14 protein-coding genes, 1 tRNA gene and 1 pseudogene are annotated in these 12,712 nt (G+C 45.1%); 12 read left to right on the top strand and 4 right to left on the bottom strand.

What is annotated here, in order from left to right; all coding sequences use genetic code 11:
• The first annotated feature begins 2 nt into the window (after window positions 1-2).
• The 8 genes and pseudogenes from HGH92_RS26430 to HGH92_RS34390 form a co-directional block, all read left to right on the top strand.
• Entirely contained in the window at window positions 3-905 is a 903-nt protein-coding gene (locus tag HGH92_RS26430; protein ID WP_168873814.1) for an ABC transporter ATP-binding protein, read from the top strand.
• Between the two features lie 86 nt (window positions 906-991).
• Window positions 992-1,423, top strand: a complete 432-nt coding sequence (locus HGH92_RS26425) for a hypothetical protein (RefSeq protein ID WP_168873813.1) — start codon at window positions 992-994, stop codon at window positions 1,421-1,423.
• A gap of 12 nt (window positions 1,424-1,435) precedes the next feature.
• Entirely contained in the window at window positions 1,436-2,176 is a 741-nt protein-coding gene (locus HGH92_RS26420) for an ABC transporter ATP-binding protein (protein ID WP_168873812.1), read from the top strand.
• 7 nt (window positions 2,177-2,183) lie between these two features.
• Entirely contained in the window at window positions 2,184-3,242 is a 1,059-nt protein-coding gene (locus HGH92_RS26415) for an ABC transporter permease (RefSeq protein WP_168873811.1), read from the top strand.
• A complete protein-coding gene (locus HGH92_RS26410) occupies window positions 3,239-4,330 on the top strand; it encodes an ABC transporter permease (protein WP_168873810.1) in 1,092 nt (363 codons plus the stop codon). Before HGH92_RS26415 ends, HGH92_RS26410 begins: the two co-directional genes overlap by 4 nt.
• Before the next feature lie 160 nt (window positions 4,331-4,490).
• Entirely contained in the window at window positions 4,491-4,730 is a 240-nt protein-coding gene (locus HGH92_RS26405; protein WP_168873809.1) for a hypothetical protein, read from the top strand.
• Window positions 4,717-5,085, top strand: a complete 369-nt coding sequence (locus tag HGH92_RS26400; protein ID WP_168873808.1) for a hypothetical protein — start codon at window positions 4,717-4,719, stop codon at window positions 5,083-5,085. Before HGH92_RS26405 ends, HGH92_RS26400 begins: the two co-directional genes overlap by 14 nt.
• Window positions 5,086-5,110: 25 nt before the next feature.
• Window positions 5,111-6,139 (top strand): annotated as a pseudogene (locus HGH92_RS34390) (recombinase family protein); the annotation flags it as partial.
• A gap of 526 nt (window positions 6,140-6,665) precedes the next feature.
• On the opposite strand, the gene HGH92_RS26390 reads toward HGH92_RS34390, so the two are convergent.
• The 3 genes from HGH92_RS26390 to HGH92_RS26380 all read right to left on the bottom strand — a co-directional run bounded on the left by HGH92_RS26390 (window position 6,666) and on the right by HGH92_RS26380 (window position 8,516).
• Window positions 6,666-6,738: transfer RNA gene (locus HGH92_RS26390), tRNA-Lys, on the bottom strand.
• A gap of 92 nt (window positions 6,739-6,830) precedes the next feature.
• Window positions 6,831-7,574 (bottom strand): 23S rRNA pseudouridine(2604) synthase RluF, encoded by a 744-nt coding sequence (rluF, locus tag HGH92_RS26385; protein ID WP_168873807.1) that lies wholly within the window; start codon window positions 7,572-7,574, stop codon window positions 6,831-6,833.
• Window positions 7,575-7,601: 27 nt separating this feature from the next.
• On the bottom strand, window positions 7,602-8,516 hold the full coding sequence (locus HGH92_RS26380) for an S-adenosyl-l-methionine hydroxide adenosyltransferase family protein (RefSeq protein WP_168873806.1): 915 nt from the start codon (window positions 8,514-8,516) through the stop codon (window positions 7,602-7,604).
• 105 nt (window positions 8,517-8,621) lie between these two features.
• Between HGH92_RS26380 and HGH92_RS26375 the strand changes: the two genes are divergently transcribed.
• From HGH92_RS26375 to HGH92_RS26360, 4 genes are all read left to right on the top strand, one after another.
• On the top strand, window positions 8,622-9,491 hold the full coding sequence (locus HGH92_RS26375) for a hypothetical protein (RefSeq protein ID WP_168873805.1): 870 nt from the start codon (window positions 8,622-8,624) through the stop codon (window positions 9,489-9,491).
• Between the two features lie 140 nt (window positions 9,492-9,631).
• Window positions 9,632-10,585, top strand: coding sequence for a zinc-binding alcohol dehydrogenase family protein (locus HGH92_RS26370; RefSeq protein ID WP_168873804.1), 954 nt, complete (start codon window positions 9,632-9,634; stop codon window positions 10,583-10,585).
• 92 nt (window positions 10,586-10,677) lie between these two features.
• A complete protein-coding gene (locus HGH92_RS26365) occupies window positions 10,678-11,166 on the top strand; it encodes a DinB family protein (protein WP_168873803.1) in 489 nt (162 codons plus the stop codon).
• Window positions 11,167-11,281: 115 nt separating this feature from the next.
• Entirely contained in the window at window positions 11,282-12,001 is a 720-nt protein-coding gene (locus HGH92_RS26360) for an SDR family NAD(P)-dependent oxidoreductase (RefSeq protein ID WP_168873802.1), read from the top strand.
• A 64-nt stretch (window positions 12,002-12,065) separates the two neighbouring features.
• Here the strand turns inward: HGH92_RS26360 and HGH92_RS26355 are convergent, their stop codons facing one another.
• A complete protein-coding gene (locus HGH92_RS26355) occupies window positions 12,066-12,680 on the bottom strand; it encodes an NADPH-dependent F420 reductase (protein ID WP_211092754.1) in 615 nt (204 codons plus the stop codon).
• Window positions 12,681-12,712 lie beyond the last annotated feature (32 nt).

The following is a 12,712-nucleotide window of genomic DNA, read 5'->3' as shown; positions in this document are numbered from 1 at the left end:
GGATGTCAAACGTTATTGATATAGTCAATTTGGGCAAAAGACATCGGCGTTCATTCGCGCTGAGTGATTTAAATTTCCAGATAAATAGATCAGAAATATTTGGAATTGTTGGGGCAGACGGATCTGGGAAAACAACACTTTGCAGAATACTTTCGACTTTAGATAAACCGGACACTGGCGACGCAGTAATTCTCGGATACTCACTCAAAAATCAATTTCAACAACTGCGTCCGCTTATTGGCTATTTGCCAGAAAAACCTGCGATATACAACGAGTTGACGGTTATAGAAAATATTTACCTGGTTGCGGACCTTCGGAAAGTTGACAAACAAACATTGCCAAACAGGAATAGTGAACTATATAAACAACTAAAAGAATTTGCTTCCCTCCCTGCACAAGAGTTGTCGGGAGGCACCAAGCAAAAACTGGCTTTGTATCTTTCAACGCTTCACAACCCGCCTATATTGCTGTTGGATGAAGCTACTACCGGACTAGATATAATATCAAGAGATGACTTGTGGAACAACCTATCGGAACTACAGGCATCTGGAACAACTATAATCTATGCTGGTAGTGATTTTGAAGAAGTGGAAAGATTCAGCCGATTGGCTGTGCTGAATAAAGGGAAAATGCAAATAGTGGGTACATTACCGGAAATACTTACCACTCTCCCTGACAATCGTATATTCACTATCGAATCGTCGGAAAACATCCCAGAATTATTTAGGATTGTAAAAGGTTTTCCTGGTATTTCAACCTGTTACTTATGGAAAGAGAATACAATTCGGATAGTCCTTAAATGCGGCGTGGAGAAATTTAATGCCTATTTATATGACTTCCTAAAAGAAGGAGTAGTTGTTAGCAAAGCCACCCCCTGCATTGAGGACTTTCTATTAACCCTATAGGATTTCAAAAGAAGGCTTATCACAATGTGGGTACATGCGTCAGTCTCTGGCGAATCTCTTTCAAAGTTTTTGTAAAAAATTAGAAAATGCGGGATATTAAAGAAGATACTGTTGAAAAAATCCATGTCTGTAACGCCTGGGGCGGGATACCTATTTATATACTCAATGCAGACATCGCGGGTATTCCTTATGAAGATTTTACGACAAATGCTGACAAGCTACTATATGAGCGTTGGAAAGGAAAGGATTGGAGAACATTGGTAAGGTTTGGTTTTTTACGAAAGCCGCGATTATATTGTTATCCTGAAAAATGGTTATTAAACCTAGAAAATCACCGTAGCATTAGTGAATTGAAAAGACTGAGAAGTAAATTAAGTATAGCAAACTCAGCCACAAAGCCTAATCTACTGCTAATACAGGATCTTAGAGAAAACATATTTGCTATTGACAGACAATTGAAACATTCATTAATGGTATATTTTTCTCAGATGCCACATTGGAATAAACGGAAACTATAAAATAAAAGGGCTGTGTCTAAAATCATAATTGTTGACGATTTAGTAAAAAAATACGACGGTAAAACCGTGGTAAGAAATGTTAGCTTCAATATATTTTCTGGTTCAATATATGGATTGCTAGGCGCAAACGGTGCTGGCAAAACCACCGTGATTAAAATGATAATTGGCTTAATTAAACCAACATCTGGAAGTATCTATATTGATGGAATCAATACGCAATCGAACAACAATAATAACTCGGATTTTAAAAGAAAAATTGGGTATATGGGACAGCAGTTCAATTTGTATAACCAGTTAACTGTTCGGCAAAACCTTATGTTCCATGCTGGATGTCATAACATGGGTAGAAGGAATGGACACATTAGGATTGGGGAATTAATTAGCGACTTTGAGCTGAGTGATATTATAGACATCTCGACCGCTAAACTATCTGCAGGGCAGCAACAAAAAACAGCATTCGCATGCTCGATAATACATCGTCCTAAAATTGTTATAGTAGATGAACCAACGAATCAGTCAGACCCCAACTCGAAACGGATATTCTGGGAACAGATAACATCATTATCAAAACATTCTGGTATCACCTTTCTTGTAACAACTCACAACCTGTATGAAGCGGAGTATTGCAACTATATCTCTATAATGGATGGTGGTATTATTAAAGAGGCTGGAACCCCTTCTGGGATCAAAACCAATTACAATGCCGATTCTTTGACAGAGGCATTTAGACGTATAATTAAAAGCAACAAATAACAAATCGATGTTCTCATTCCTAGTGCTTCTAAAAAAAGAGACTAAATTAATCCGAAGAGATTCAAAGGCTTTTCTGCTCTTGTTTGTACTTTCGATTTCGCTAGTGATTATTTTCGGATATATACTAAGATCCGATCTCAATAACTTAAAAATTGCCGTTTGTGATGAAAACAACTCAGTGTACTCACAAAGGTTATCTGCGGAGATTAGCGCCAGTAAACTATTCAGAGTAGTTGATATAGGACCATCACAAATAGAAACCTCTCTTCAAACAGATGTAAAAGCCGTTGTAGTTATCCCTCCAAACTTTACGACGGGAAACAAGGTCCAAATCATTTGCGATGCTACTGACCCTAATCTTGCCACTACTGCAAGTAGCTATCTCAATAAAATAATTTCCCAATATTACAATAATGGCCCTACAGAAGAACATTATACATCGGTAATGCTCTACAATCCTACATTAAATGCTGGTCTCCTTAATATTCCCGGTGTTCTTTCATTAATAGTAATGCTAATATGTGTGATGACCAGTTCCGTTCAGAGTGTTAAGGAAAAGGAATTTCATACCATTGAAACTTTGACGCTAACTAATGTTCCCAAATTGATTATATATTCGTCAAAATTACTGCCTTACTTTTTCATTTCCATTATCCAGATTTCTGTAACACTTGCCATAAGCATCATACTTTGGGACTTTCCTTTTTCCCCCGCAGATGTTTTTCCATTAATTATACTAAGTTCTATTTACATCATTACCTGTCTATCAGTTGGGCTACTCATTTCCGTCTTCACCCAAAACCAGTTTGATGCACAACTTGTGTCACTAATGGCGATGATAATTCCGACTGCGCTCTTTACTGGCTTCATCTTTCCTTTGGAGAACATGCCATTACCTTTGCAATATCTGAGTACAATCGTTCCTTCCAGGTGGTATTATTCTGGCCTACTTGATATCCTAGTGAAGGGTGGTGGTATCCAATCCGCTTGGAAGTATGTTTTTATACTGGTGATAATGTCTGCGTTACTCAACGTTATTAGCATCAAAAAAATTCAATCGCTATGAAATTATTTGACCACCCAATTTGGTTTCTTCTCAACAAAGAGATAATTCTAATCAGGAAGAGTGTAGCCGTACTTGTTTTAGCGATTCTTCTACCTATAATACAGCTTCTCGTATTACCTTTTGCAGCCCGGTATGAAATCTCGAACATTAGGTTGGTTTTAATAAGCTCTAGTAAAGACGCAAATGAGAATTTAACTACTCTAAGCAAAATTCACCAAAGTAGACTTTTTAATATAATCGGCGAAGCACCAAATTTTATAACAGCAAAAAGAATAGTAGATAAAGGGGATGCTGATGGTGTTCTTCATCTGAGAAGAGACGCCGATATAGTTAACACCTTTGTTGCGTTCGACGCAATCAATATGCAAAAAGCAATAGTAGCAGATGCTTATCTCAACTCGATACTGGAACCGAATATCATGGGGAATGAGAATAAGAACTTCCTACCCACAACATATACCACAATGAGGTACAATCCAATGATGGATTACACTTACTTCACTGTTCCTGGGATACTGGCTTTCCTCGTTACAATGTTGGGAGTATATCTTTCAGCGCTGACAATCACCGCTGAAGTTGAGAGTGGCACAATTCATCAATTATTTGTTACACCTGTAAGTAAAATAGCAATTCTATTAAGTAAACAAATACCTATATTTCTAATATGTGTCTTTGTGTTTACATCCGGTTTGATTTTGATGAGGTACTTCTATGGTATCAAAATACAGGGTAGCATCGCCTTGATATTTGCATTCCTATTTATATATATACTTGCAATAATTGGCGTTGGTTTAGTAATCAGCCTTTCATGTAAAAAAACGATTGAAGCGACTGTCATTTCTTTTTTCCTTATGCTGCTATCAATTTTAACCTGTGGTCTTTTCTTTCCCAGGGATACAATGCCGCAAGTTGGACAAATCATAGCAGACTATCTTAACCCTGTAACACATTTTGTAGAATTTCAGCGTTCCATTATCTTAAAAAATTGTACCTTTACACAAGTTGCATACAATTTCGTCGCTATTACCATCCTCTGCTTAATTTCCAACTTCGTCGCCTACTATTTATTAGGGAAAAACAACAGGTAGTACAGTTTCCAATCATATACCTTCAACTATTGAATTCCAACTTCGATTTATACACCATATGTGTAACAAGTAAAAGCTAACACCATCCCGCATCATACACCTGTATTCCTGGTGTACATATACCATTTCATTTACATATAATTTAGCTAATGGTCTTTTCATGATTTTTTCATGGAAAAAAGCGAAGCGGTTAACTGACATCTCGGATGGTCAGATAGCCATGCTATTATTATTTAACTGGAAGTGGCATATGGACAAAGTGACGCAGGCTGAGATCATTGATGCCTACAAAAAAGAAGGCATCGTAATAACACCGCAAGAGGCAGAAGAAATACTCTCTTTAATGCTTCTTGTAGTTGATTTATTTATTACTCAAAACTTTAGTGATGAAAAAAGCTGATATATATCTGAGAGGTCAAAGTGACTCCCAATTTGCAATACAAAAAGCACTGGTTGAAGAATATTGCGTAAAGCACAATATTACAATTAGAAAAATACTGTATGATTCGGGTGCAGGCAAGTCTGACAGCAGTTTTTGGAATGACTACATAATTGGTATTAGATTAACACCAGGAGCGATTGACCTCCTAATATTCACTGAATGGAGTAGGATTTCCAGGGACATCGGTGAAATGAAAAAAATAAAGGGAATCCTTTCTGGTGAAAAAATCATCCCCTTGGCGATTAATGAATCAATTCTAAGTGTTTTTTTTTTGAAGTGGACTGATTTTCAATTCAAAATTTGTCCGAATTGATTACAACAAAGAATAAATTCCAAACATGGTACCTTTAATGACAGAGGTTGACTTATACATTCGTGTCTCTACCGATGATCAAGTCGATGGATATTCGCCTTGGGAACAAGAGACTGCTTTATCCTCATATTGTGAGCGAAACAACTTGACCATTCGCAAAATCATTCACGAAGATCATTCAGCGAAGACTTTTAAACGGCCCAAGTGGTCTGCGTGGCTAACTGAACAACGGAAGTTATACAGACGGCCACGATTTATATTATTTACTAAATGGGATCGTTTTTCCAGAAATACAGCAGATGCGTATGGGATGATTGCCACTTTGCGTCGTTTGGGAATAGAACCTCAAGCCGTTACGCAACCACTTGACATGAGTATCCCCGAAAGCAAAATGATGCTCGCATTCTATTTAGCAACTCCTGAAGTCGAAAATGATCGGAGGGCATTAAACGTCTTTAACTGCATGAGACGTGCAAAGAAGGATGGGAAATGGATGGGAATAGCGCCACGCGGATACATAAATAAGAGTAAAGAAATACCAGGAACAGATCGACATGGTAGCAAACAAAAATATGAAAAGTTTATTGAGATCTTTGAGCCAGAAGCAAGCATCGTAAGGTGGATATTTGAGACGCTGGCCAAAGGAACTTTTAATACAGAACAAGTTTACAGATTGGCTGGCCAGAAAGGGTTAAAGACCAGTAAAAATAATTTCTGGGCAATGATACGAAATCCTATATACTGTGGTAAGATTTTCGTTCCTGCTTATAAGGGCGAGGAGTCGATGTATGTTGTTGGCAAACACCCCCCCTTAATCACTGAGTTCCTTTTTTATCAGGTGCAGGATGTCCTTGATGGCCGTAAAAGGAAACAGCGGACACAAATTGTTGTAGATGAGAATTATCCCCTTAGAGGCTACTTGCTTTGTCCTAAATGCGGTAAGACGTTGACGGCAAGTGCAAGTAAAGGACGTAAATTTCGCTACCACTATTATCATTGCACTTCTTCCTGCGGCTTTAGGCATAGGGCGGAGGAAGTAAACAACCTCTTTATAAAGGAAATTAAGAGGTATGTCCCCCGGGGATTTATGCGCGACATTTACAAACGATTAATTGTTAAGGCTATTTCTGATAAATATAAAGCAGATAACCATGACCGTAATAGTATTCTAAAAGAAATTGAGAAACTGAACGATCAGGTATCAGAAGCTAGGAGGCTGCTTTTTGGCAGAGAAATCGAGATAACAGACTTTAGAATAGGTAAAACTGAAGCAGAAAAACAGATAACGGTCCTGGAAGCAAAACTCCACTCGTTGCCGGACAAACTATCCAATATCGAATCAGTCCTTCAGAAGGCTGTTTATACCATATGCAGTCTGGATTCCATTTTTGAAGCTGGCTCTATTGCCATTAAAAGAAAGATCATTGGTTCGATGTATCCGCAAAAACTCACTTTTGACGGTTTGCAATATCGAACCACAAAATTAAATTCAGCAGCAATGCTCTTATACGATCTGGATGAGGCTTTCAGCCGAAAAAAAAATGGGACAAGTCCAGAAGATTTAGACTTGTCCCAGGAGGTGATCCCGCTGGGACTCGAACCCAGGGCCCATACATTAAAAGTGTATTGCTCTACCAACTGAGCTACGGAATCTTTTACTGTAAAGCGGGTGCAAAAATAGGAATTAATTCTTCACTTCCAAATTTTCAGCAAAAAAAATTTCAACTAACGCGATAGCATATACGCTATTCGTCCATTCCGCCGCTGTTGTCACCGGGGGCAGTTTTACTGCTGGAAGCCACCATGGCGTTGATACTGGTGATTTCTTCCCTGGTGAAATAACGCCATTTGCCGGGTGCCAGATCTTTCAGCGTCATATTCATGATACGCGTCCGTTTCAGGGTGACTACCTTATACCCCAGCACTTCGCACATGCGGCGGATCTGGCGGTTAAGGCCCTGGGTGAGGATAATACGGAACCTGTCTGTCCCCTCCTGCTGCACGAAACACTTCTGCGTAACGGTGCCCAGTATCTTCACGCCGTTGCGCATAGCTTTGATAAACTCCATGGTGACGGGCTTATCAACGGACACGATGTATTCTTTTTCATGCTGATTACCGGCGCGAAGGATTTTATTCACGATATCACCGTCGTTCGTCAGGAAGATCAATCCTTCGGAGAGCTTGTCCAGCCGGCCGATAGGGAATATCCTTGACGGGAAGTTCATAAAGTCGATGATATTGGTTTTATCTTTCAGGTCGGTGGTGCAGGTGATGCCTTTTGGTTTATTCAGCGCGATATATACGGTCGTTTTTTTCTTCTTCAGCGGCTCTCCGTCAACTTCCACCACATCGCCGGCCTTCACACGGTTGCCTTTGGACGCGATGTTATCATTGATGGTAACGCGGCCCTGTTCTATATATTTATCAGCCTCCCGCCGGCTGCAGAAGCCGGTCTCACTGATGTATTTGTTGATACTGATATCCATAATGGGACGCAAATTACTTAAAAGGATTTAATTCCGTTTAGGAAGCAGTTTCACCGCTACGCTCCAGTCGCTGCCGCTGCCGATATGGTATGCCGCTGCGAGGTTGCCCATATTCAGCGCAAAAGACAGCTGCATCAGGCTGTTGAGATATGCGAGCGGCTTGCCTTCCGGCACCGCGCCGAAAGTCTCGCTGTAAGGCGCCTGCAGGGTGGTCACGGCCTGCTGATGGTGGTAAAACGTGACTTCCATCATATCCCCGTATTTGGGCCGCAGCTCTTCCAGCAAAACGGCGTCGATGTTAGTCCACACGTTGCCGTATTGAATATCCAGGATGGGGATATTGCCTTTTACCACCTGTCCTTCGCGGACGGCCTTTTGAAACGGCAGCGTCACCACGCTGGCGGGCAATACCGGGCCAACCTGCTCAAAGGTGATAGTGCCGGATGCCAGCCTGGCGGCGGTATAGGCATATACATCACGGCCATGGAAGGTGTATGACTTCCCGGAGCCTTTCCGGCGGTTGACCGCTTCGTTGATCTCCCGCAGTTCGGAAACACCCTCAGATGCTGCTACCAGCGTCAGGGTGCCGTTATCGGGGGTGACGATAAAATGGCCCTTGCGTGTTTTCAGGACGACCGACTTGCGGCTGGTGCCCACGCCGGGGTCTACGACAGACACAAAAACCGTCCCTTCCGGCCAGTAGGGCACGGTCTGCTCCAGGCGAAAAGCGGCTTCCCATATGTTGTACGCCGGTATCTCATGGGTCAGGTCGTATAGTTTGAGATCGGTGGATACGCCGTTGGCCACGCCTTTCATAGCGGAAACAGCGCCGTCTTTTAACCCGAAATCAGACTGGAACACGACGATCTTATTTTGTGCCTGTACCGCCTGCGCCAGCGATAGCGCTACCAGGGCCAGACCATATACATTGATTTTTTTCATGGGGAGATCATGCTTATACGAAACAAATTTAATAGCTTTCGGGACAAACTGGTGCATCAGCATGACAACTGAAAAGATGTAAATTCAATGCTCACCCGACAGACCATGGAAAAACAACCACGTGATTACAGCACCATCAGCCCCTCCGCCAAAGCATTACTGCTGATGAAAGGGTTGACAGATATCCCTTTTGCCCGCGAAGCAGCACAACTGATGCTGGCACCGGAGCCCTATGTCCCTGATTACGACAAAAAAGAACCGTGGTACTGGGGACGGGTGGTGCATTTTGAAAACCGCTACCACAGCATCGATCAGCTGCTACAGGGAATACCGCACCAAAATATCCTTGAACTGTCTTCCGGCTTCTCTTTCCGGGGACTGGCTGCTGTACAGCAACAACCCATACATTATATCGATACCGACCTGCCCGATCTGATCGTTACCAAACAACGGTTCCTCCACGATCTGCTGCAGCACCTCCCGCCTGCCAAAGGCCAACTGGACACCCTCCCGCTGAACGCGCTCGATGAGCAGCAGTTCATGGCCGTCATCAGCCGCTTCGCGGATGGCCCCCTCGCTATTGTGAACGAAGGCCTGCTCATGTACCTCGATCAACAGGAAAAAAGCCTGCTTTGCAGCCTGATACGTAAAACACTGGAAGCACGCGGCGGATATTGGATAACGGCAGACGTCTATATAAAACGCAACTACGAGTCTGACCAGGCCTCCGGTACGGAAGATCAGCTCACCAGCTTTTTTGCCCAGCATCGCATCAACGACAATATGTTTGATAATTTTGACGCCGCCGCTGCTTTTTTCCATGAAGAAGGCTTTGAGATAGATAAAGAAGCCCGGACAGACTACAGCCGGCTCACCACTTTTAATCATCTGATGAAAAACACCGACCCGGCCATGCTGGAGAAAATGCGCCAGCGCGGCAAAACGCAGGCCACCTGGCGGCTACGCCTCCGATAACACGCTAAAACAGATCTCCGGACCATAAAAGGACGGCGCTAAAGAAAATCTGACGAAAAAACAAGTCCCTTTCATGGATGAAACACATGGTGTGGCATCAGGCACGATGCACCATCTTTGTATCATCTAAACAAAATCTCATGAAAGCAGTTACCCTTAACGCTTACGGCACGCCAGAAGTGCTGGAAGTGACTGAACAGCCCATGCCTGTTCCCGCCCCGCATGAAGTGATCGTGAAAGTACAGGCCGTGGGCGTAAATTATGCCGACCTCCTCGTCCGCCAGGGCATATACCCTTTTATCCCGCAATTCCCGGCCGTATTGCCCGGGGAAGTCAGCGGTACCATTGCCCAAACTGGTACCGAAGTACAGCACCTGCAACCTGGTCAACGGGTAACAGGCTACGCTCCTGCCGGATATGCTGCCTATACCGCTATCCCCGCGGCAGGCCTCACCCTGCTGCCAGACCGGATAGCGCCGGCTGCCGGACTGCTCACCCATTCCCTGACAGCGCAGCACCTGCTGGAACAAACCAGCGGATACCGCTCTGTGGTGATCACTGCCGCCGCCGGTGGCGTAGGCTCCCAGGCCGTACAACTGGCAAAGATCAAAGGAGTGCCACAGATTATCGCACTTACCGGCAGCGAAGCCAAACAGGCATATGTCCGCTCCCTCGGCGCCACCCATGCCATCAATTACCGTGATACGGACTGGCTCCGGCAACTGACAGACATCGCCGGCCCGCAGGGCGTAGATCTTATCCTGGACGCGACAGGCGGCGATACACCGGCTCAACTGCTATCGGTCCTGGCCGCTAATGGCACACTGATCGTTTATGGCAACAGCTCCGGGCACCCCACCTCCATTAATCCGCAGGAACTCATCATGAAATCCGCCCGGATTGTCGGGTCAACAGTATATAATATTCCGCCTGCCCAGCGACAGGAATGGAGCGATTACCTGGTAAACCTGATCGCCACCGGCCAGCTGCAGGCGCAGATCAACAGCTATCCGTTTACCGACGCAGCCCGCGCCCACAGCGACATGGCTAACCGCCGGAACACCGGCCGGACCGTACTTTCTTTCCCGGAATAAACTTTTTTTCAACCCTGCTGACATAAGGTTGTCACTACCCCCCTGTTATCTTTGGACCATCAACATTATAAACATCTAAAGAAAACAGACATATGGAAAACACTATCATCGCGAAACCATTGACAGCCATTTCCAGCGCCGATCTGCTGGACCACTACCAGGGACACCGCCGCCTTACCCGCCGCCTGCTGGAAGGTTTTCCGGAAGACCGCTTTTTTGACTACTCCATCGGCGGCATGCGCTCTGTGGCAGCATTGGCCATGGAACAGATCAACGTTTCCGGCATGGGCGTGACCGGCGCGGCCACCCGCAACTGGAATACCATCGCTAAAAAAAATCAACCTGCCACCAAACAGGAAATCCTTGATATGTGGGACGAAAATACCCGGTTGATCAATGAATACTGGCCGATGATCACCGAAGAACGTTTCCTAGAAACCGATAAAGCATTCGGCATGTACGAAGGCGTGGTGATCAACCTGGTACTGTATTTTATCGATAATGAAATACACCACCGCGGACAGATATACGTTTATTACCGCTCCCTGGGATTGGAGCCGGCGCCCTTCTATGAGCGCTAAGCGACATTAATAAGATGACAGGATTTTTCGCAGGCGTTTTGACTTACCGTCAAAAAACAGGAACTTTGTGTCCGTTTTAACCCTCCTGCGAAAAATCCTGTCATTTTTATTACATATGAAACAAGTCCTTATACTGGGCGCCAATTCCGATGTGGCAAAGGAAGCGCTCAAAATGTACGTCAGCCGGGGTTATCACGTAATGGCCGCTTCGCGCAGCACGGCAGCTCTTGCGTCATTTGTGCAGCAGGAACATCTTCCGGGCCACCTGGTAACGGTCCGCTATTTTGATGCGGCCGACTTCAGCAGTCACCATGCCTTCTACGACAGTCTGCCCGCCAAACCCAACATTGTACTGTACGCCGCCGGTTACCTGAAAGACAACACCATTGCCATGCACGATTGGGAAGGCAGTTTCAATATGATGCAGGTGCATTATTGCGGAGCGGTGTCTATCCTGAATATCATCGCTACGGACAATACCAACACAGGCCTGGAAAGGATCGTAGGCCTCTCTTCCCTCTCCGGCGTTCGCGGCAGGAAAAGCAATTTCATCTACGGCAGCACCAAAGCAGCCTTTACACAATACCTCGCAGGGCTAAGGCAACACCTGTTCGCCAGGCGTGTAACCGTCAACGTGATCGTGGCAGGTTATATCCGCAGTAAAATGACGGCAGGACTGTCTTTACCGGAATCATTGATGCTGGAACCGGCTTTCATTGCCGGTTCGGTGGTCAACGCAGGGAAACGTTTCACCATTGTACCGGGATTTAAATGGAAGATGATCTACCAGGTGTTACGGCTTATGCCGGAAAAACTGGTGGCCAGGCTGCCCTGATCACCGATCGTCTTTTTTAGCTGTCGAAGGGCCGCCTTCTTTTGGCAGACGGCCCGTTTGCCAACTATGCCTGCTCCGGCACCTGCACCAGGTGCAACCCCGCCAGCGGCCCTCCGGGGAAATGCTGCATCACGCCACCCTGCACCAGTCCGCCCAGGTCTACGCCGGCGAAACCGATGCGGTCCACTAACTGGCCCACACGTTCCTTGGCAGCCTGGTCATCTCCGGAAAAAAACACCACCCGCTTTCCTCCCTGTGCGGATTGTGGCGCCTGTACCAATGCAGGCGGCAGGGTATTAAAAATTTTCACCACCGCGGCACCGGGCACTTTGGCTGCTACCAGCTCACTGGATGTTTTACCGCCAAGGTCGGGAATAATAAATTCAGGAATGATCACCGGATTGAGGGCATCCAGCACTATTTTGCCGGAGAGGTCCGGCAGGCCGGCCGTAGCCGCTTCAAGGAACTGCCATTGGACAGACAACAGGATGATATCAGCAGTGGCCGCAGTAAGCCGGTCGGTGGCCGTTACACCTGGTATACCGGCCGCAAATGCTGCTAACGTCTCTGGTCCGCGGCTGTTACTGATCATCACCTCATAGCCTGCTGCTGCGGCGGCCTGCGCAAAAGCACGGCCAATGCCACCGGCGCCGATAACGCCTATCTTCATCGTTTTCATAAACATTGATTTTAAATGATGCCACAAAATTA

It is taken from the genome of Chitinophaga varians, assembly GCF_012641275.1.
Taxonomy (GTDB): Bacteria; Bacteroidota; Bacteroidia; order Chitinophagales; family Chitinophagaceae; genus Chitinophaga; species Chitinophaga varians_A.
The sequence above is the reverse complement of the archived record's forward strand: the minus strand, read 5'-3'. Positions and strand labels throughout refer to the sequence as shown.

What these genes read in the sequence shown, in the direction of transcription:
- HGH92_RS26430 (WP_168873814.1), top strand. Translation starts at nt 3, where the DNA reads ATGTCAAACGTTATTGATATAGTCAATTTGGGCAAAAGACATCGGCGT.
- HGH92_RS26425 (WP_168873813.1), top strand. Translation starts at nt 992, where the DNA reads ATGCGGGATATTAAAGAAGATACTGTTGAAAAAATCCATGTCTGTAAC.
- HGH92_RS26415 (WP_168873811.1), top strand. Translation starts at nt 2,184, where the DNA reads ATGTTCTCATTCCTAGTGCTTCTAAAAAAAGAGACTAAATTAATCCGA.
- HGH92_RS26410 (WP_168873810.1), top strand. Translation starts at nt 3,239, where the DNA reads ATGAAATTATTTGACCACCCAATTTGGTTTCTTCTCAACAAAGAGATA.
- HGH92_RS26405 (WP_168873809.1), top strand. Translation starts at nt 4,491, where the DNA reads ATGATTTTTTCATGGAAAAAAGCGAAGCGGTTAACTGACATCTCGGAT.
- HGH92_RS26400 (WP_168873808.1), top strand. Translation starts at nt 4,717, where the DNA reads ATGAAAAAAGCTGATATATATCTGAGAGGTCAAAGTGACTCCCAATTT.
- rluF (WP_168873807.1), bottom strand. Translation starts at nt 7,574, where the DNA reads ATGGATATCAGTATCAACAAATACATCAGTGAGACCGGCTTCTGCAGC.
- HGH92_RS26380 (WP_168873806.1), bottom strand. Translation starts at nt 8,516, where the DNA reads ATGAAAAAAATCAATGTATATGGTCTGGCCCTGGTAGCGCTATCGCTG.
- HGH92_RS26375 (WP_168873805.1), top strand. Translation starts at nt 8,622, where the DNA reads ATGGAAAAACAACCACGTGATTACAGCACCATCAGCCCCTCCGCCAAA.
- HGH92_RS26370 (WP_168873804.1), top strand. Translation starts at nt 9,632, where the DNA reads ATGAAAGCAGTTACCCTTAACGCTTACGGCACGCCAGAAGTGCTGGAA.
- HGH92_RS26365 (WP_168873803.1), top strand. Translation starts at nt 10,678, where the DNA reads ATGGAAAACACTATCATCGCGAAACCATTGACAGCCATTTCCAGCGCC.
- HGH92_RS26360 (WP_168873802.1), top strand. Translation starts at nt 11,282, where the DNA reads ATGAAACAAGTCCTTATACTGGGCGCCAATTCCGATGTGGCAAAGGAA.
- HGH92_RS26355 (WP_211092754.1), bottom strand. Translation starts at nt 12,680, where the DNA reads ATGAAAACGATGAAGATAGGCGTTATCGGCGCCGGTGGCATTGGCCGT.